The organism is Desulfatitalea tepidiphila (assembly GCF_001293685.1).
Taxonomy (GTDB): domain Bacteria; phylum Desulfobacterota; class Desulfobacteria; order Desulfobacterales; family Desulfosarcinaceae; genus Desulfatitalea; species Desulfatitalea tepidiphila.
Genome location: NZ_BCAG01000003.1, coordinates 1,323,342 through 1,341,784, shown reverse-complemented (window position 1 = coordinate 1,341,784; position 18,443 = coordinate 1,323,342). Strand labels below are relative to the sequence as shown.

General features: G+C 54.4%; 16 protein-coding genes. 7 read left to right on the top strand and 9 right to left on the bottom strand.

Going from position 1 to position 18,443, the window contains the following annotated elements; all coding sequences use genetic code 11:
* Nucleotides 1-65: 65 nt before the first annotated feature.
* Entirely contained in the window at nucleotides 66-1,388 is a 1,323-nt protein-coding gene (locus tag DFT_RS10615; protein ID WP_054031173.1) for a DUF1015 domain-containing protein, read from the bottom strand.
* Between the two features lie 266 nt (nucleotides 1,389-1,654).
* Entirely contained in the window at nucleotides 1,655-2,476 is an 822-nt protein-coding gene (locus DFT_RS10610) for a YpsA SLOG family protein (protein ID WP_054031172.1), read from the bottom strand.
* 196 nt (nucleotides 2,477-2,672) lie between these two features.
* On the opposite strand from DFT_RS10610, the gene DFT_RS10605 reads away from it, so the two are divergent.
* Nucleotides 2,673-3,587: an adenylate/guanylate cyclase domain-containing protein gene (locus tag DFT_RS10605; protein WP_054031171.1), complete on the top strand. Its 915-nt coding sequence runs from the start codon at nucleotides 2,673-2,675 to the stop codon at nucleotides 3,585-3,587.
* Between the two features lie 18 nt (nucleotides 3,588-3,605).
* Here DFT_RS10605 and DFT_RS10600 read toward each other — a convergent pair whose 3' ends face one another.
* Nucleotides 3,606-4,073: a hypothetical protein gene (locus DFT_RS10600; RefSeq protein ID WP_076750684.1), complete on the bottom strand. Its 468-nt coding sequence runs from the start codon at nucleotides 4,071-4,073 to the stop codon at nucleotides 3,606-3,608.
* 209 nt (nucleotides 4,074-4,282) lie between these two features.
* On the opposite strand from DFT_RS10600, the gene asd reads away from it, so the two are divergent.
* Nucleotides 4,283-5,401 carry an aspartate-semialdehyde dehydrogenase gene (gene asd / locus DFT_RS10595; RefSeq protein ID WP_054031169.1) on the top strand — a complete coding sequence of 373 codons (1,119 nt, stop codon included), beginning with the start codon at nucleotides 4,283-4,285 and terminating at the stop codon, nucleotides 5,399-5,401.
* Between the two features lie 100 nt (nucleotides 5,402-5,501).
* Here the strand turns inward: asd and DFT_RS10590 are convergent, their stop codons facing one another.
* The 4 genes from DFT_RS10590 to DFT_RS10575 all read right to left on the bottom strand — a co-directional run bounded on the left by DFT_RS10590 (nucleotide 5,502) and on the right by DFT_RS10575 (nucleotide 11,786).
* A complete protein-coding gene (locus DFT_RS10590; RefSeq protein ID WP_054031168.1) occupies nucleotides 5,502-9,971 on the bottom strand; it encodes a YCF48-related protein in 4,470 nt (1,489 codons plus the stop codon).
* Between the two features lie 419 nt (nucleotides 9,972-10,390).
* Nucleotides 10,391-10,639: a hypothetical protein gene (locus tag DFT_RS10585; RefSeq protein WP_054031167.1), complete on the bottom strand. Its 249-nt coding sequence runs from the start codon at nucleotides 10,637-10,639 to the stop codon at nucleotides 10,391-10,393.
* A gap of 480 nt (nucleotides 10,640-11,119) precedes the next feature.
* Nucleotides 11,120-11,338: a hypothetical protein gene (locus tag DFT_RS10580; RefSeq protein ID WP_054031166.1), complete on the bottom strand. Its 219-nt coding sequence runs from the start codon at nucleotides 11,336-11,338 to the stop codon at nucleotides 11,120-11,122.
* Between the two features lie 106 nt (nucleotides 11,339-11,444).
* Nucleotides 11,445-11,786, bottom strand: a complete 342-nt coding sequence (locus DFT_RS10575; RefSeq protein WP_054031165.1) for a hypothetical protein — start codon at nucleotides 11,784-11,786, stop codon at nucleotides 11,445-11,447.
* A gap of 336 nt (nucleotides 11,787-12,122) precedes the next feature.
* Between DFT_RS10575 and DFT_RS10570 the strand changes: the two genes are divergently transcribed.
* Complete coding sequence (locus DFT_RS10570) at nucleotides 12,123-12,605, top strand: cation:proton antiporter regulatory subunit (protein ID WP_054031164.1); 483 nt, start codon at nucleotides 12,123-12,125, stop codon at nucleotides 12,603-12,605.
* Between the two features lie 12 nt (nucleotides 12,606-12,617).
* Nucleotides 12,618-13,781 (top strand): cation:proton antiporter, encoded by a 1,164-nt coding sequence (locus DFT_RS10565; protein ID WP_054031163.1) that lies wholly within the window; start codon nucleotides 12,618-12,620, stop codon nucleotides 13,779-13,781.
* Nucleotides 13,782-13,862: 81 nt separating this feature from the next.
* Here DFT_RS10565 and ilvA read toward each other — a convergent pair whose 3' ends face one another.
* Nucleotides 13,863-15,092, bottom strand: a complete 1,230-nt coding sequence (gene ilvA, locus DFT_RS10560) for a threonine ammonia-lyase (protein ID WP_054031162.1) — start codon at nucleotides 15,090-15,092, stop codon at nucleotides 13,863-13,865.
* A gap of 212 nt (nucleotides 15,093-15,304) precedes the next feature.
* Entirely contained in the window at nucleotides 15,305-15,541 is a 237-nt protein-coding gene (locus DFT_RS10555) for a hypothetical protein (RefSeq protein ID WP_054031161.1), read from the bottom strand.
* 511 nt (nucleotides 15,542-16,052) lie between these two features.
* On the opposite strand from DFT_RS10555, the gene DFT_RS10550 reads away from it, so the two are divergent.
* Genes DFT_RS10550 through DFT_RS25805 form a run of 3 tightly spaced genes read left to right on the top strand, consistent with a single transcriptional unit; the run spans nucleotide 16,053 to nucleotide 18,425 of the window.
* On the top strand, nucleotides 16,053-18,011 hold the full coding sequence (locus DFT_RS10550; RefSeq protein WP_054031160.1) for an aconitate hydratase: 1,959 nt from the start codon (nucleotides 16,053-16,055) through the stop codon (nucleotides 18,009-18,011).
* 18 nt (nucleotides 18,012-18,029) lie between these two features.
* Complete coding sequence (locus DFT_RS26220) at nucleotides 18,030-18,185, top strand: hypothetical protein (protein WP_161807124.1); 156 nt, start codon at nucleotides 18,030-18,032, stop codon at nucleotides 18,183-18,185.
* A 57-nt stretch (nucleotides 18,186-18,242) separates the two neighbouring features.
* Nucleotides 18,243-18,425, top strand: a complete 183-nt coding sequence (locus DFT_RS25805; protein WP_152971938.1) for a hypothetical protein — start codon at nucleotides 18,243-18,245, stop codon at nucleotides 18,423-18,425.
* Nucleotides 18,426-18,443 lie beyond the last annotated feature (18 nt).

Here is an 18,443-nt window from a genome sequence, read left to right as displayed (position 1 = left end):
CGTCGAGGATCTCAAAAATGGGAGAACGCAGAGATGGAGCGCAAGATGCCGTCTGTGAATGGACACTACCGGAGCAGGTTGAACACCAACCCACTAATCACTTTCGGAAAAAAATAGGTCGATTTTCTCGGCATGATCAGTCCGTTTTCGGCGACCCGGCGCACCTGATCGATTTTGGTGGGATTCAAAATGAATGCCAGGTCCGCCTCCCCTTCCATGGCGGCCGCCACCGCATCCGATATCGTGGTGCGATAGGAGATCTTGGTTTCATCGTCGAGCCGGGCCTGGTCAAACCCCATCACATGCACCATGATCAGCTGCGTCAATACGGTCACATCCAAATCCCTCAGGGCGGCAGGTATCTTTTCGCCTAACAACCTGGCCATCACGCCCTCTTTCAGGGTCATGACCTGCAGGAGCGACTTGTCCCTGGAAAAGAATCCGATCGCCTTTCGATCCGAATGTGCGGCCAGCGAAGCGCTGAATTCAGAAAGTGCGGCCTCCATGCCGCCACTCGTGTCAAATGACAAAATATCGAAATAGTCCGTTATCCCGTTCATCAGCCTGGCGAATTCCTGGTCCGAAACCTGTTTGAGAAGCCGATGCGCAGGCAGTATGATCATCCCTGGATCTTCAATGCTGCTCAAACTCATCATGACAAAATTGGCCGGATGATCAGGGGAGTAGGACGGATCGGTTTCCTTCACCCAATCGCGGTAATTCAGTGCCGTTTCATATCGATGGTGGCCATCGGCGATGTAGATGATCTTGTGCTGAAAAAAACTGGTGATCCGATGGATCATGTGCGGGTCTGAAATGGGCCAGAGACAGTGGCGGTGGCCTTTATCGTCGACCAGGTCCACTTCAGGAACGGTCGTATCGGCAAGCCTGTACAGTGCCGACAGGTCATCCTCCCCATCTGAAAAAAGACTGAAGATCGGACTGAAATTGGCGTGGCAACACTTCATCAGTTGCAGCCTTTCGGACTTGACCTTGGAAAACGTCCGCTCATGCGGCAGTATGATTCCTTTGTCAAACGGTTCCAGTTTCACACGGGCGACGATCGCCGAACGTCTGTACTGTTCGCCCTGCCAAGAAAACGACACCGTCGTCAGGTAAAAGGCCGATGTGGAATCTTGAATCAAGATATTTTCGGACCGCCACGCTTCGAAAAAACGGCCTGCCCGAAGGTGGACATTCTCGTGTACGCTGTCCGAGGGGAACTTTTGTCCCAGAATGAGGCGGATGACATTGTTGGGGTGACGCTGATGAAACCCATCTTGCTCTTGCGGTGAAATCACATCGTAGGGAGGCGCGACCACATCTGCCATTTCATGAATCAACTCAGGATTGTACCGGACACCTTGGAACGGAACCACTTCAGCCATTGATCTCTCCTTTGGGCAGCAAAAACCTTGTGGCCAATAGCAGCAATTCCGATGCAAGTCAATTCTGGCATTCTACTCTGAGCCATTCTACTCAGTGTCCTTCGAGGAGGCGAATGGCACTACTTAGCGTCCGTCCACAAAAAGGCAAATTGGGTCGAGATCAAGGCGCGCGAAAAATTTAACCGCAGGCATATGGTTGATATTCCGAGGATTAAATTTTTTGCGCAACGCCGATATCGGGCCAATTGGCCATTTGTGGATGGGCGCTACTTAACGACTCTGAGCTTGTGACTCCGACCGAGATCCTCCCATAATGCCCGCAGGATCACCGCGCATGCCTCGTCTGGCAGCGGTCGAATCAGGCCGGCATGCTGCGCGCATGATTCCAAAAGCGACTGGTTTCCGGCATACAAGCCAAAGTGCTGCTTGATATATTCTCCCAAGCCCGAACGAAGGTGATCCAATTCATCCAATTGCATGTTCGCCAAAAGGGTTCGGTCTTTCAGGGTAAGGGTCGTCTTAAGAGCTTTGACGGCGTCAGATACAGTATGCGGCAAGCTTTCCACACCAGGGGCGGAACTCACATCGGGACCGCGCATAGTTTGTTGAACATCTGATTTAATAAATCCAAGATAAAACGCTGTTTCTAATATCTTTCGGGTTTGATCATAAATGGCGGGATCTTCGCTCGACAGCAGACCGGTCACATGGACGATTTTGATGTGCTTTTGGGCCATCCATGAACTGACAAGCGAAGCGGCCTCGAACAGAGGATGCTGGGATAGATCGACATGAAGCAGCTGCCGTTCAAGTTCGAGTGTCGTCCGCACGGCCTCTTTCGTATGGGGGGTACTCTTTCCCCTGGAAATCACTAACGTGCCGTCCGATTCAGACACATTTTTCCGCAAAGCCTCCTGAAATCCCAGGATCGATGTCTCTTCGAGCCGGTACATTTCAGGAAGCCGTCCATCCTCGTTGTGTCGACCCCTCGATGTCCAACCACCATGCGCAATACCCAGCTTGATAGCAATATCCAAAGCCGCCAGCTCAACGCCGGTCTGACCGGCCGATACAATTTTTCGAATCACGCCTTGCCCCCCTTAAAAGCATTCTAAAAAGGATCTGATAAACCGCCATTTGCCCCTCTGGCAAGGTAAAAACGATTTCCCCGTCGTCGATCGGTTCGCTTCAACTTGACATCATTCCGCTCTGCATGCGATCTATCAACCACTATTTTGTAGCGAAGCCGATGAGCCATCAATTCAATCGAAATCATGACATCACATGCTGCTATCCTCTGAAAAAATCTATCAAACCATCCTGTTCGCAGATATCGCCGGAAGCACACGCCTGTATGAAAAGCTTGGAGACGAGCGTGCACGCCTATTGGTGACCACCTGCATGGACAAACTGGCCGCCCTCACAAGAGAAAAAAAAGGTACGGTGATCAAAACTATCGGCGATGAGGTGATGTGCACCTTTGACACGCCGGATCAAGCGGCTTCGGCCGCCACGCACATGCAGGAGCAGATATCCGCCGATCCGCAAATGTCGGCCGAACACATTCAACTGCGCATCGGCATGCATCACGGCCCGATCGTCCGCCAATCGGACGACGTATTCGGCGATGCCGTCAACATGGCCGCGCGCATGGTGGATCAGGCCAAGGCAGGTCAAATCATCACCTCGGGTTACACCATAAAGCTTTTTACAGGGGTTCATCTATCCTGTGCAAGGCTCGTGGATCAAGCCCGGATTAAAGGCAAATGGCGGCCTGTCGATATTTACGAGTTGTCATGGGGTCGTCCCGAAGAACTGACCATGATCACCACCGTCGGTGGTCAACCACAGGCATGTCAAACGGTTCAACGTGCCAGGTTGGTGTTGACCAGCGAAGGCCAGCGGGTCTGCGTCGACTCATCTTGCCCGGTAGTTACCCTCGGACGAGACAAGATCAATACGATCGTGATTAACGATCCCAGTGTATCCAGACTGCATGCGAGAGTCGAATTGCGCAAAGAGAACTTCATCCTGATCGATGAGAGCACCAACGGGACCTATGTGCTGAAATCGGACGGTCAGACAGCGACCGTCCGGCGAGATGAGATGCCCCTTCCGGAAATGGGCGTGATTGCGCTGGGACAGCAGATACCGAAAGACTCACCGCTGGCGATCCGGTTCCAGACCGTCCCCGGATAGAATGTCAAGAATAAGCGGTTATCTTTCAGCCAGGGTATGCCAGCGCCCATCGACGGAAATGGCATAGTGCCGGCCATCGAAATCGATGAGACCCGCAATTTTGAGCAGAACCCGATCGGTAAATTTGATCCGCTCTGCCTCCCTCTCCATGTACAGATCGTCACCGTGGACAAAGAGCCGATCCGGAATCAACGGCAACCGCTCTCCCGTATTGAGCAAGAAATCAATCGGCGGTCCCAGACTCACATCGACGACAAACAGGGGGGTGTCCTCATAGAGAAAATAGACCTTCTCGCGAACCGTTTCCCTGATTTGCTCGACGAAGTATCCGTGTCCATCCCTGCGGATCGAGGAATTGAAGTAGTCGATCAACTTTTTATGTCTGAACCGGCCACTTTCATTGCACCATCGACCGAATCGATCCATCCAGAACACGGCGCGCTCGGGCGGTATGACGACCTCTTTCAGCTCAGTTGGCGTTTCCATCTCTCCTATCTCCCATGTCGCCGAAAAAAGCATCGCGTCTCTTCGGCGATGATGGCATCGACATAGCACAGGGTCACCCTTTCCGACAAGAACTGGCGGGAATACCAAGAAATTCATGCGCTTTTGGCCGACAATCATCTTGACAATTTTAAGGAGTCACCCTAATGAAGTGGGTTTACAATGAATCGCTCTAAAAAAGGAGAAACACCATGCTAACGGTCGGATTTGTCGGCTGGCGCGGAATGGTCGGTTCGGTGCTCATGGAGCGCATGCGAAGCGAAAATGATTTTGCAAATTTTAACTTTGTTTTCTTTTCCACTTCACAGGCCGGACAACCGGGCCCTTGGATCGGTCATGAAACCGGTCCCGTGGAAGATGCAAACGATATTGAACGCCTCAAGCAGATGGATATCATCGTGTCGTGCCAGGGCGGGAATTATACCCAGGCATCCTATCCCAAATTGCGCCAGAGTGGATGGAATGGATACTGGATCGACGCGGCCTCGACCTTGCGGATGGAAAAAAACAGCGTGATCATCCTCGACCCCGTCAACCTCCACGTCATCAAGGAGGCACTCGCCGCCGGGGTCAAAGACTTCATCGGCGGCAATTGTACCGTCTCCCTGATGCTGATGGGGCTCGGCGGTCTATTTGCCAACAACCTGGTCGAATGGATGACCTCGATGACCTACCAGGCGGCCTCGGGTGCGGGCGCCCAGAACATGCGCGAACTGGTTTGCCAGATGCAGGTGATCGGTCAACATGCCTGCGATTTAATCTCAGACCCGGCATCCGCCATCCTCGAAATCGATCGGAATGTGTCGGAAACGCTGCGCCGAGAAGATTTCCCCACTGAAAATTTCGGCGCGCCGCTGGCCGGCTGCCTGATTCCCTGGATCGACCGCCCCATGGAAAACGGGCAGACGCGTGAAGAGTGGAAGGGCATGGCCGAGACGAATAAGATTCTGGGCCGTGAAAACACCCCTGTTCCCATCGACGGCCTCTGTGTCAGGATCGGCGCCATGCGCTGTCACAGCCAAGCCCTCACGATCAAGCTGACCAGGGATGTCCCTCTGGATGAAATCGAGGCGATGCTGGCCGAACACAACGCCTGGGTGCGGGTGGTTCCGAACCAAAAAGAGATCACCCTGCGCGAACTGACGCCGGCCAGAGTCTCGGGCAGACTGGAGGTACCGGTGGGCCGCATCCGGAAATTGAATATAGGCCCCCAATACCTGACCGCCTTCACCGTAGGAGACCAGTTGCTCTGGGGAGCCGCCGAGCCTCTGCGCCGCATGCTGGGCATTCTCAAAGAGCATCTTTCATAAGGCATCCATAACGCGAACAGGCCTGCGGCTTAACCGCCGCCGGCCTGGTCTGCTAAACGAATCCATACAGCCGTCGAACCTCATAGATTCGGCAATCTTCTCACATCCCTGTTTCGGCCAACACCGACAGAAACGAATCCCGATACTGAATCAGGATCTCCACATCCTGCCCGAAGGTATCTTGAAATTCGTTGATGGCCGCGGACAATGCGTCGATGGTTCCGTGCAGCTCGCCGGATCGGTCCGTCAGCTCCGGGAAGGTGGTTTTCAATCGACGGATCAACTTCTCGCGATCCGATGAAAAAATTTCCCGAAGAATATCGGCATCCCTCAACCAGGCGGGTTGGACATGGTAGATGGCGCCAAGTGCCACCAGTACCGGTTCCGGAACTCCCTCGACAGAAACCGGCCCGAGTTGGGTTGGTCTCTTCCTGAGAACCTTGGATTTCATGCTATCCCACAAGCTGAGCCGCTTCGGTTCGAATTTCAACCGCATGGCCACATAGCGCAACCGGTTGAGAAAGCGTTTAATGGTGCGCGGCGTGCGTCGAACCAGAACAATCCAGGGATGCCAGATCGCCAGGGCATCGCGGAAGTTCTTTGAGTCTGCGGTGAAGCGCTGGGGCCGCTGCACCATGTAGAGCGTACCGATGGCCAGCAACCCGATACCGGCCAACAAGGCCATCCATTGACCGGTCTGACTGTTGTCCTCGGCTCCCGGCATGAAATCCGCGGCATCTATTTTTCTCTCTTTCGGCGGCTGACCCAACGGTTGTTCGCCCCTGGCTGGGGAGAGGGTTGTTTTGGGAACATCTTGAGGTCGATACCGCAACACCAGTTCGGCGGTGCGATCGTCCTTGCCGATTTTGCCGATGGCAAGGCCTTCTTCAAGCACCCGGGGCGTTCCCTTGAGCACGAGCTCCAGTGGCCGGCCATCGGGCACACCCGGCATGTCTGTGTTCTCATTCAGGGGAATTCGAATGCGCCCCTCTTCCAGAACCAGCTCTCCCTGTTGCGTATGCGCCGGTAGTACCAGCAGCTCCTCTTGCGTCGGGGGTTTTTCAGAGGGCGTCATAGGAACGAGCAGATCCTGAAGCCCCACCGCCAACAGGGCCAACACCGCCAGGCAGATCACCGGCGCGTATTTTTTCGATCCCTTGCCGAGGGTGGACAAAAAGCGGGCCATCGGTGAACCCAGAGCTTTAATTGGAGGTGTCAGTAGAGCCCGGGTGGCATCCGGTGGGGGAAGCGGCACAGGCACTTCGATGTTGATCAGTTTTTCCAGGTACTGTCGGGCAAACTGCCTGCGGTGGACGAAGCCGTCCCCGCTGCCACCCTGTTCGTTTCCCGTCTCTTCAGCCAACTCCTTGAATTGAAGGGCCACGCAGGTCTCCACCCACTGGCGAGCCATGCCCAAAATAATGAAACACCGTCCGGAGACTGCCAGAAAATTGATGGTCTCCAGTATCTCGACCACGTTTTCCTTGCTGCATCGGTCCAGATCATCGATAAAGATCACCATGGCCCCCAGGTCCAGACTGGCCGCCACATCCTGAAACTCCTGGGCAAAACGTGACCGCGCCCCTGGATCCAGACCGCTCTTTTTACCGCTCTCGGACGAATCGAAGGCGATCAGGCGCTGAGGAGAAAGACCGAAGGCGCGTATACCCTTCAACACTGCGGCGACCGCCGGCGAAGCGAGCAGCGCACCGATCCAGTTGTCTGGAATCACCGACACCCATTCACCGATCGAAAAAAGCTGCCGGATTCGCGCCGAGTCCTCTGCCACCAGGGCACTCACCAGTGCGCCTATACCGCCGACGATCGCCAGTACCACATCTTGCAGAAACGGATATGCTGCAAACAGTAAAAAAGCCAGAGCGCCGAAGGCGAGACGGTTGCGCCGTCCCCGTCGGAACAGAAGACGCAGCCGGAAAATGACACCGCTGGGATGCCACAGGGGCGGCACCGCCTGATTGCGAATGTGGGCATACAGAGAGGCCAACAATTGCTCTCCCTTCTGGTGATGCCAGGCATTGAACCAGACCGGCTGGAAGTGGCGCTGCTTCAAGTCATGATAAAGAAGGTTCATCAGAGAGGATTTACCCGTGCCCCATTCGCCGGTCACCGCAATGGTCAGAGGGGGGTCTGTGTTGCGGTTGGCGATGAAACGCGCCAGTCCCGATGAGATATTTTTCAGATTCAACGGATCGGGATCCCCGGCCACCAGAGGCCGATCGGAGGCGAGCAGGTCCGCCACCGTCTCGCTCCCCTGTTCCGGCTGACCCCTCCGCTGCACCACAAACAGGGATACCAGGATCAAAGCCAAACAGAGACTCCAATACCAAGGCGCGGGCAGGCGCCGATAGTTGGGCAGCCGCCAGGTCTGCCCGCCGTCCGTGGTGGACAGTATCGTACCGCCTGTGCCGCAGGCCCATCCGCGGTCGCGATCTTTAAAGTATATGCGGTACAGGCCGGCGGATGTGCCGCCATCCTGAATCCGCCAATTCACTCCTCCGTCGACCGTCGACAGGATCGTACCTTTTGATCCACAACTCCACCCACGGTCGCGGTCTATAAAATGGATCGATGAAAGGTCGAGAGATTCTCTGCTGAACTGCGTCTGCCAGCTGGTACCACCGTTGCGCGTCGACAGGATCGGACTGCCTGATCCACACGCCCAGCCGTACTCGCGGTCAACAAAATGGATGGATGAAAGGCCGAAAGATTGCCCGCTCACCTGTGCTTCCCAGCTCGCACCACCATCGCGCGTAGACAGAATCGTTCCGTTTGCCCCACACGCCCAGCCGTACTCGCGATCAATGAAATGGATCGATGTCAGGTCGACGGATGTCCCGCTGACCTGCGTCTGCCAGCTCGCACCACTATCAGTCGTCGACAGAATCGTGCCGTTCCTCCCACACGCCCAGCCTTCCTGCCGATTTGGAAAATGGATCGAAACCAAACCATTAGGCAAGGTATTAACTTGCGTCCGCCAGTTTGCACCACCGTCGGTCGTCGACAAAAGGGTACCATCGTACCCGTAGGCCCAGCCATGCCGTCGGTCCGAAAAACGGATCGAGAATAGAAAGTCCCGCGTCCCGCTCGACTGCACCTGCCAGCTTGCACCGCCATCGGTTGTCGACACGACATTACCAAAGGTGCCGCCGGCCCAGCCATGATCGAGGTCTGCGAAATGTATGGATGTCAGAATGAGATGCTGACTTCTGCTCCGCGCCTGCCAGGTCGCACCGCCGTCGGTCGTCGACAGAATCGTGCCACCGGCTCCACACGCCCAACCGCTTTTGCTGCCTGTAAAATGGATACCTCTCAGGGCAGGAGATGTCCCGTTGGTCTGAGGTTGCCAGTTCCTGCCGCCATCGGGGGTCATCAATATCGTACCGCCGGTGCCGCAAATCCAACCGAGATTGCGATCTGCGAAATGAACGGCGTTCAGATCAAAGGATGTACCGCTATTCTGGGCTCGCCAGGTCGCGCCGCCATCGGTTGTCGACAGTAACGTGCCCCCAGCTCCACACGCCCAACCATTTTTGGGATCGGCAAAATGGATGGCCGCCAAATTGCTCGTCGTGGGACTGCGTTGCGGCTTCCAATATACACCGCCGTCGATGGTCGACAATATGAGGCCATCATTCCCGCACGCCCAGCCCCGTTCACGGTCCGCAAAAGATACCGAGCCCAGGAAGACAGAGGTGGTACTACGCTGCCCTTTCCAATTCGCCCCGCCATCTTCGGTCGACAGGATCGTGCCGTTCGAACCGCAGGCCCAACCCCGGTTGCGGTCTATAAAATAAATGGCCGAAAGATCACGGTCGCTGCCGCTGGGTTGTACCCGCCAACTATTTCCGCCGTCGCCGGTCCACATAATCAAGCCGCCCGATCCGACAATCCACCCGAAAGAGTCATCGACGAAGAACACGGATGAAAAATCAGGCGGTGATTCGACAAGCGCGATTGGGATTTCTTCCGGAGCAACCTTCTGTAGTCGTGGGTCTATCTTTCTTTCGGGCACTTTTTCCGCCGGTGCCTGCTGGCGTATGTCCTTGGACTGGTTCGGGGTGTCTCGTGTAAATTGCTCCTGGCTGGCCGCATTGGCGCTTCGGATGCCCAACTCGACCCGATTTCGCAACGATCCAGATAGCTTCATGGAGCTTGGCGCGGTGAGGCTAGGGGCACTGGGGACGCTTGGAACTCGCCTTTGAACGGAAATCGGTGAGGTTTTCCGCTCCCACGATTGTCCGTTGTCGCGGCTGACGATGATCAAACCGCCGCTGCCGACCCCCCAGATGTGTCCATTTTTCGGTGTGACGAGAAGATCGTTCAGATTGCCGGATATTGCCGGCAAGCGCATGAATGCGTTCTCTTCATAGGGCAACATTATTTTAGTTTTGAGCGTCGCCGGTTTAAGCGGATCATTGCGGGGGGATTGGCCGAGGGCGAGGTATGTGGCGTTGACGAACAGTGCCAGGCACATGCCGATGAGCCATCCAGTGATATGGATGCGCCGTCCGCCAGGGGCCGGAGCATCGGTGACCGTGGGTGCACTCATAGATGCCACCCTTTTCGATAAAGACGCCACCGTAAAAAGCCCAATATCTGCATTGTGCTCATCCCGTCGTCCTTGCGGCGTACGACAAGTACGCCTCAGGACACGGAATTTCGCACGCCTTGATCTTGAACTTTTTACGGCGCCGTCCGACAGCGACTTTTTACGGTGCCATCAATTAAGGAATATCGTGTCCACCCAAATCGCCTGGAAATACCGGGTGCAAATGGAGTATAGGAGAGACTCGCAACGGGAGAGGTTCGCAATTCAGCTACCGAACGCGTCTACAGTTGGAAATATTGTATATTTTTAAATAGCTTACATACTAATTGCTGTCAAGCACGCTTCTTTGGTGAGATGTCTCTTTTCCACTCAAAGTCCTTCTTTCCTATTATTTTTGACTGAAGTTCAACCGTGCAATTTTAAATTAGTTTTGATTTCAAATAGCTACAAGGCACAAAAAAGCTGTTGGCACTACCCTTTAAGGTTTTTTGACGCCTGTTCACACCTGCTGTATCGTCGGCGGCATGGCTACCCGGATGTGAAAGGACACGATCTCTGATCACCTCGACCTTGCGGATCCGCGCGCCCAGGATGCACGGGATCTGGTTGTCGTGCGCTTCCAGTGCCGCGATGGTCTTGGTAAGGATAAAGAAAACCGACTCCCACATGAGATCTACTCCTTTCTCATGGGTAGAGGGATCGGTCCGCAGATAGCACTCGCAGAGAAGCATGCCCGAGGAGATCCTCTACCGAAGAAAAAAGGGATACCAGTACAATAAAGGTTGAGAAAAAAGAAAGACTGCCTCAGCGTAACGTATTCGGAAATTGCTTACAGCAGAATCCCCCGCCGTCTTTTTATTCTTCCTATAGTGATAGCTTACCGTATTGTCGCCATTATAAAATGCGCGGAATGAATGGATCTAATTGTAATGGCGGCAAAGAGTGCCCCGTGAGGATAAGATCTTTTTATTTTGACAGCTTAGCCCAGGCATACTGTCAAGGAGTTTAAAAGAATAAAATTGTAATGTCCCGCCTTTCGTATTACCGAACAAGACCATCGGTTTTGTTCACCATTGCCGAACATCCAGGCTTGTGTGTTAAAGGCAGGATTAGGTAGCGGAGGATAGCAACATCAACGTGGGTCCCATCTATTTCTTATGCTTCTTTCCTTCATTCTTTCGTTGCTGCAAATCATTGTCGTAACGCATTCTTTCAAGGATTCGTTTTTGCAGGTCCACGCTCGTGGTGATTCGTTGATCGTCATCCCAACGAATGACCATCGTATCCTTATGTATGGAAACGACCTCGTAGGCGCCTTTCATATTCTTATAAGTCGAACCAACTTCGAATTTAAAATCATCTCCCATTTTTCTTCCCTTCCTGGTTGAGGTGAGCCGATGCAGACATATATCGGCAAAGGCGCGATGCCGCCTTTCTATTCTTATACGAATTGGCCAACATCAAATTCCTGTATCAATTGCAGTCGAACATCTCTATATCGTCAAAAAGCAATTCCGTCGAACCGTCCTCGGAAGAGCGGTAGAGGCCCATTACCGATTCCGCGATTTTATTGGCCAAAACTCCAATGGGAAACAAATTATCAGTGCGCAACGCTGTGATAAGCTCATTGATTCCTTTTGAAGTCCAAGGTTCGATCTCCTTGCCTTTGTAATTCTCCTGATAGAGCAAGGCATATTCATCCTGCAATGGTGTAGACCCGTATGTTTGATTGGGGGCTTTGCCGATGACGGCATATTCCCTTATTATCAGATCATTGTCCAAACCCTCTTTAGATATGGTGTATCTTTGTTTCATAAAATTTCTCCTTGTGATCTTTAGAGACAGCCCATAGTTTTTAACATAAGCACAAATTTCTAAAAAGCTCGGATAATCTGAAAATTTTAAAACCCTGACCAGTTTCAAAACAACGATGGCAGACTAACATTTTTGGAAAAAATGGCGGCATTTCTTTGGCCATGTGAGTTGACATACTGCTCATTTTAAAGAAGGAAGAAGAGGAGTTTCTCTCCCCACAGGAAAACAGCCCATAAACCATACAAAATGCATTAAAATCGGGTTGCACCAGACAGACGAACCTGCGATATATACCTCTCAAAAAATCCAATGTCATCGACATCAAGGAGCGCAAAAATGGAAATCAAAGTCAGCGATCTGCCAGGGATCGGTAAAAAGTATGCCTTTGACACATCTCACAGCGGCCATTTTGTTCTGATCATCCATCAACAGGGGATGCGTGAATTTTTCCACTTCAAGCATCCGGACGACGATGAGGCCGAATACAACTTTCAACTCAATGACGAGGAGGCACGTCAGATCGGAGCAATCATGCTCGGCGTGGATTACCAGCCGATCGCCGACGACCGCATGGAACTTTTCCTTCGCAATGTGCGCCTGGAGTGGATCAAAGTGAAGCCGCAGTGCACCATCGCCAACAAACGCATCGACGAAGCGCGCATTCGCTCCCTGACCGGATGCACCATTATTGGTATCCAGCGCGAAGGGCAAATCATGGGCAGCCCGGACGTGAGCGAGGTGATCCGCCCGGGGGACACCCTCATGGCCATTGGCAAACGCGAACAGGTCAAATCACTGCAAGATCTCTGTCAGGGGTAAAGGAGCGGTCAAGTGGACAATGTCCCCTTTCTATTATTGGCCGGATTGATCCTGTGCGTCTTTTTCGCGGTCAGCTTCGCGTCGCAAAAACTACGCCTGCCTTCGGTGCTGGTCTATATCATCCTGGGCGTCGGGGTTTCGTCGCGTTTCGTAGATAGCAGCGCCATTCATACTGTGGCCGAAATTGGCATCGTCATTCTCTTCTTTATTCTGGGAATGGAATTCCCGTTGGGCCGGATGGTCGCGATCTCCAAAAAAATTTGGCCTTCGGGCTTGATGGATGTCGTGCTGAACCTCGGCGGCGCCACCGCCCTGGCATGGCTATTTGGATTGGCGTTCCCGGCCGCATTGGTCATCGGCTCGGTCGCTTATGCCACCAGCTCTTCCATCTCGGCCAAAATGCTTCAGGAACAAAAGCGACTGGCCAACCCGGAAGCGGAATTCATCCTGGCCATACTGATTTTCGAGGATCTGGTCGCGCCCATCCTCGTTTCCTTCATCGCCGCCATGGGACAGGGAGAGACGCTTTCCCCGCATTTCGGTGCCCTTCTTCTCTTCAAAATCGTCCTCCTGGCAGCCGGCGCCATCTTCCTGGGACATTTCGGTTTCAAGCGGCTCAACGATTTCGTGATCCGGCACCTGCAAAAGGATTTCATGACCCTCATGACGGCAGGCGTCGCCCTGTCTTACGCCGGGCTTGCCATCGCGTTGGGCCTTTCCGAGATACTGGGGGCGTTTCTGGCCGGGATGATGCTCTCCGAAACCGGCCGTTCGACAGAACTCGAGCACCTCGTGCTTCCTATTCGGGATATCACCCTGCCCTTTTTCTTTTTTTGGTTTGGCACCACTATCAGCCTGGGCGAAGGTATCCCCCTGATGCCGCTTCTGGTGGCGCTGATCGTCTGGGCGGCCATCGGCAAAATAATCACAGGGTACGCCGGCGGCCGCCTGTATGGCCTCAGCCCGAAGGTGTCCATCCGGGCCTCCTTTTCACTGATTCATCGGGGGGAGTTTTCCGCCATTATCGCCAGCCTGGCCGCGCCTCAACTCAAGTTGTTGAGCGGCATCTACATCCTGGTCACGGCCTTCATGGGGGTTTACTTGTTTCAGAAGGCACCGACGTTGGCCAACTGGTACCACGAGCGCTGGTGTCGGAAATGCGAAGCCGAATCTTGACGACGCCGCTGAAAACGTGTCCCTGCAGCGACTCGCTTTGATGAGGTCATCGATGGAATCTGCAGGTGAAACGGTCACCGACTATGTGGAGAGTTGACCGGCAACCGGCTCTATCCGGTATCCGGCCTGGTCGAGTGCGGCGGTAATCGCACGAATATGTTCGGCGTTGCGCGTTTCGAGTTCCAATTCGACGCTGGTTTCGTCTATGGAACGATGCGCGACACTGCGATCATGGTGGATGTGCAGAATGTTGGCTTCGAGTTCGGCGATCTTCTGAAGCAATTGGGCCAATGTGCCCGGTTTGTCGCTCAATGTCAGGCGAACCCGCATGATCCTGGCGTTCTTCAATAACCCCTGCTGGATGATGCGACCGAGCAACGGGGTATCCACGTTTCCGCCCGATATGACGAGCACCATCTTTTCGCCCTGGTGCGGCCGTACCGTTTTGTTCAGCAAGGCGGCCAGGGGAACCGCACCGGCACCTTCAGCCAATATTTTTTTTCGTTCGAGTAGCATCTGGATGGCCGCGGCGATATAGCCCTCCTCGACCGTCATTACGTCGTCCACCCGATCTTGAATGATCGCGAAAGGCGCCTCGCCGAGCTGGTTCACGCTGATCCCGTCTGCAATGGAGGACTTGGCCTGCAAAAGCACCCGCTTGCCGGTGCGCATCGAGACCTGGGCACAAGGGCATGCGGCCGATTCCACGCCGATGATCCTCACGCCGGGTCGTATCGATTTCGCGGCGCTGGCGATACCTGCGATCAGCCCCCCACCCCCCACCGGCACGAGAATGGTATCGACTTCAGGCAGATCGGCCATGATCTCGAGCGCAACAGTACCTTGGCCGGCGATAATATCCGGGTCATCGAAGGGATGGATCAAGGTCATCCCGCTCGCAACCATTCCCTCGGCATGCCTGAGGCTCTCTTCCATGGTGGCGCCGTGCACGATAACCCGACCGCCGTAGTTGCGCGTTGCCTCCTGCTTGCTGATCGACGCCCATTTGGGCATCACAATGGCGGCCGGCAGTCCGGCCTCCCGCGCGGCCAGCGCAACGCCCTGGGCGTGGTTACCGGCGGACGCGGCCACTACCCCCTTGGAGGAAATGAAACCTTCTCGTCGCCCCAGGATAAGTTTATATCCAGCCCCCCGCACCTTGAAGGATCCGGTTTTTTGCAGGTTTTCGAGCTTCAGGTAGATCTGGGCATCGAAGCGGCGGCTGAGCGTCGCGGAATAGACAAGCGGTGTTTTGACCGTGAAGTGTCGAATCAGTTGGGCGGCTTGGGTGATGGTCTCCAGCGAAATCATGGCATTTCCTTATTTGCCGTTTCATCGGCCGATTCAGACGCTTCTGACGGGAATGTCGCGCTGACTTGTGTCCGTCCACAAATAGGCAGATTGGGTCGAGATCAAGGCGCGCGAAAAATTTAACCGCAGGCATATAGTCGATATTCCGAGGATTAAATTTTTCGCGCAACGCCTATATCGGGCCAATTGGTCATTTGTGGATGGGCACCAACTTATATTTGGCCTGATCGGGCGGCGTAGCACTTTCTTTCGACGTAACCGCCGGTTGACGCATCGAAAACGGCCTCATGTTCATGAATCAAGCGTGCCGTGCCTTCCCAGGCGCCGCAGGCCAACACCACCGGATCGCCAAGATTAAACGGACGGTTGCAGGCCGAACAGGTTTTCAGTCGCATCAGCTTTTCACGATCAATAATGGTCTTCATGGGACCTCGATCACCGATTCGCATGTGCGCCTCCTTTCTTCAATTTCAATCCATCAATTCTTTACACTGTTTTTGAAACAGAACATGTTGATCAACTCAATCCAATTTGATTAATCTAGTGCCTATCCGGAAATTGGCAACTCGTTCTGGACGAAGAGTGATTACAGCAGAACCAGACGTCATGAAGCTTGAGCCCCTGACACCACCAACCCTTGACATGTGCAGCAAGGATGCCGAATTTTGAAATAATGAAGATGCTGGATGAATATTTAAAAGAGGTATATAGAAAAGCGGGCTGTGAAAAACAGATTGATTGTCTTGCGCCAGGCAGGACAAGACGGAGCCTGTGATGAGCTGATCACCATTAAAAAACTGCCCAGCCCCCCGTGTCTGCCTGCGTGCCATTTTCTCCCCGAAGATATTCCCAAACAAGGACGTCCATCTTCACCACCTTCGATATAAAACACATTGAAAAACGAGCTGCGTTGGGCAGGGCTTTGCGCTTGACGGTCTTCACATCAATGAGGAGTTCCCCATGGCTATGAATGTCACCCAAAAATTGATCGTATCGCATCTGGTAAACGGCCGAATGCGTCCCGGAGAAGAGATCGGTCTGCGCATCGACCAGACCCTCACCCAGGATGCCACGGGAACCATGGTCATGCTTGAATTCGAGGCCATGCAGGTGGGGCGCGTCAAAACCGAGTTGTCGGCCCAATATGTGGATCACAACCTGCTGCAGACCGATTACCGCAACGCGGACGACCATCTGTTTCTTCGCAGTGCATGCCAGAAATTCGGGATATGGTACAGCCGCCCGGGCAATGGGGTGAGCCATCCGGTCCATATGCAGCGCTTCGGTATTCCCGGCAAGACCCTCATCGGATCAGACAGTCATACGCCGGCGGCAGGCGCCCTGGGCATGCTGGCATTCGGCGCCGGGGGGCTTGAAGTGGCGACGGTCATGGCCGGCGAACCCATGTATGTACGTATGCCCGAGGTGCTGGGAATCAGATTGACAGGCCGGCTGCCTGATTGGGTCAGTGCCAAGGATGTCATTCTGGAGATGCTGCGCCGGTATGGCGTGGACGGAGGACGAGGCAAGATCATCGAATACTTTGGACCGGGATTGGACGATCTGTCGGCGATGGATCGTCATGTCATTGCCAACATGGGAACCGAGTTGGGCGCCACCACCACGGTGTTTCCTTCGGACGACGCCGTGCGCAGGTTTCTCGACACCCAGCAACGCGGTGAGGTGTGGCGCGAAGTCAAGGCCGATGCCGACGCCGGCTATGACCAGACCGATCACATCGATTTGGGAACATTGGAGCCGCTGATCGCGTTGCCCAGCAGTCCGGGCAATGTCGTCCCTGTTCGTGAGGTCATCGGCCGACCGATCTATCAAGCGTACATCGGTTCCTCGGCCAATCCGGGATTGCGCGATTTTGCCGTGCCGGCCCTCATGGTGGCCGGCCGCCGGATTCCGGATCACATCTCCTTTGACGTGAATCCGACCTCTCGCCAACTCATCGAAAATATGATCGAACTGGGCTTGATGGCCCACCTGATCAATTGCGGCGCGCGCTTTCACCAGGCCGGCTGCAATGGTTGCATCGGCATGGGCCAGGCGCCGGCCACCGGAAAGATCAGCCTTCGTACCGTGCCGCGCAATTTTCCCGGCCGGTCCGGCACCATAGAAGACCAGGTCTACCTGTGCAGTCCGGAAACGGCTACGGCTTCGGCGCTCAACGGCGTCATCACAGACCCCCGAACGCTGAGCATGCCCTACCCCCGGTTCAAGGAACCCGAGCGGCTTTCGGTAAACACCACCTTGTTGCTCGGCCCATTGGAGAACAGCGAGGGTGTGGAATTGGAAAAAGGTCCCAACATCAAACCATTGCCTGAGTTCGATGCGCTGCCCGATCGGATCGAAGGCCCTGTCCTGCTCAAAATGGGGGACAATATCTCCACGGACGAAATCATGCCGGCCGGTGCATCGGTGCTGCCATTTCGCAGCAATATCCCCGAAATCAGCCGTTTTGCCTTCAGCCGGATCGACCTCGATTACTATGATCGGACGATACGGTATCAGAAAACCGGTTCGTTTGTGATCGGTGGTGACAACTACGGCCAGGGATCGAGCCGCGAACATGCCGCCCTTGCGCCCCGCTATCTGGGTTTGCGTGCCGTTATCGCCAAAAGTTTTGCCCGCATTCATGCCCAGAATCTCATCAATTTCGGCATCGTGCCCCTGACTTTCGAAAATGGGGACGATTGGCGGAGGGTCGAACAGGGCGATCAACTGCGTATGACAGGACTGGTGGCCCGCTTGAAGGCGGGAGAGCCATTTGACATCGAAAACCTGACGCGAAACTGGGCCTTCAGGGTCGGTTTCGCGTTGAGCCAACGACAACTTGAAGTACTTTTAGCCGGCGGCCTGATCAACCATATCCGCCATATCCGACAAACCGCGGGCAACACCGCTCCGTAACATAGAAAGGAGATATCGATGAACGAGCAGCTAAAACAGGACGAGGCATGCAGCATGGGGGTGACCGACAGCCGGGGAAGAACCAATCTATGCTGCTGCTATGTTGTCGACGAGAAGGACGATCGCGAAGAGCCGGCTGTTGAACCGCAGGACGATTGCTGCTGTTGCATGTAACCGTCTGGGCGAAACCGTTTCCGGTATAACTGCAAAGTGAACCAGAGGAGGTGTGCCATGTCAAAAACCGCTACTAAAAAAGCCCGTCACTGCTGCACGGAAGAGCGTCACCGATTGGTGCAGGAACTGCGTGCATGCGATTACTGTTCCACCAGTTATGATGAGTTCCAGAAGTGCTATGTCGAAGCGGCCCGCGTCAGCGGGGAAAGATCCCGTTCGTGCGCGACCTCGGCATCATAGTCACAGGGCAGAAAAAAT

Excerpts from the sequence above, each read along its gene's own strand:
- DFT_RS10615 (WP_054031173.1), bottom strand. The coding sequence starts at position 1,388 with ATGGCTGAAGTGGTTCCGTTCCAAGGTGTCCGGTACAATCCTGAGTTG.
- DFT_RS10605 (WP_054031171.1), top strand. The coding sequence starts at position 2,673 with ATGCTGCTATCCTCTGAAAAAATCTATCAAACCATCCTGTTCGCAGAT.
- DFT_RS10600 (WP_076750684.1), bottom strand. The coding sequence starts at position 4,073 with ATGGAAACGCCAACTGAGCTGAAAGAGGTCGTCATACCGCCCGAGCGC.
- asd (WP_054031169.1), top strand. The coding sequence starts at position 4,283 with ATGCTAACGGTCGGATTTGTCGGCTGGCGCGGAATGGTCGGTTCGGTG.
- DFT_RS10590 (WP_054031168.1), bottom strand. The coding sequence starts at position 9,971 with ATGAGTGCACCCACGGTCACCGATGCTCCGGCCCCTGGCGGACGGCGC.
- DFT_RS10585 (WP_054031167.1), bottom strand. The coding sequence starts at position 10,639 with ATGTGGGAGTCGGTTTTCTTTATCCTTACCAAGACCATCGCGGCACTG.
- DFT_RS10580 (WP_054031166.1), bottom strand. The coding sequence starts at position 11,338 with ATGGGAGATGATTTTAAATTCGAAGTTGGTTCGACTTATAAGAATATG.
- DFT_RS10575 (WP_054031165.1), bottom strand. The coding sequence starts at position 11,786 with ATGAAACAAAGATACACCATATCTAAAGAGGGTTTGGACAATGATCTG.
- DFT_RS10570 (WP_054031164.1), top strand. The coding sequence starts at position 12,123 with ATGGAAATCAAAGTCAGCGATCTGCCAGGGATCGGTAAAAAGTATGCC.
- ilvA (WP_054031162.1), bottom strand. The coding sequence starts at position 15,092 with ATGATTTCGCTGGAGACCATCACCCAAGCCGCCCAACTGATTCGACAC.
- DFT_RS10555 (WP_054031161.1), bottom strand. The coding sequence starts at position 15,541 with ATGCGAATCGGTGATCGAGGTCCCATGAAGACCATTATTGATCGTGAA.
- DFT_RS10550 (WP_054031160.1), top strand. The coding sequence starts at position 16,053 with ATGGCTATGAATGTCACCCAAAAATTGATCGTATCGCATCTGGTAAAC.
- DFT_RS26220 (WP_161807124.1), top strand. The coding sequence starts at position 18,030 with ATGAACGAGCAGCTAAAACAGGACGAGGCATGCAGCATGGGGGTGACC.
- DFT_RS25805 (WP_152971938.1), top strand. The coding sequence starts at position 18,243 with ATGTCAAAAACCGCTACTAAAAAAGCCCGTCACTGCTGCACGGAAGAG.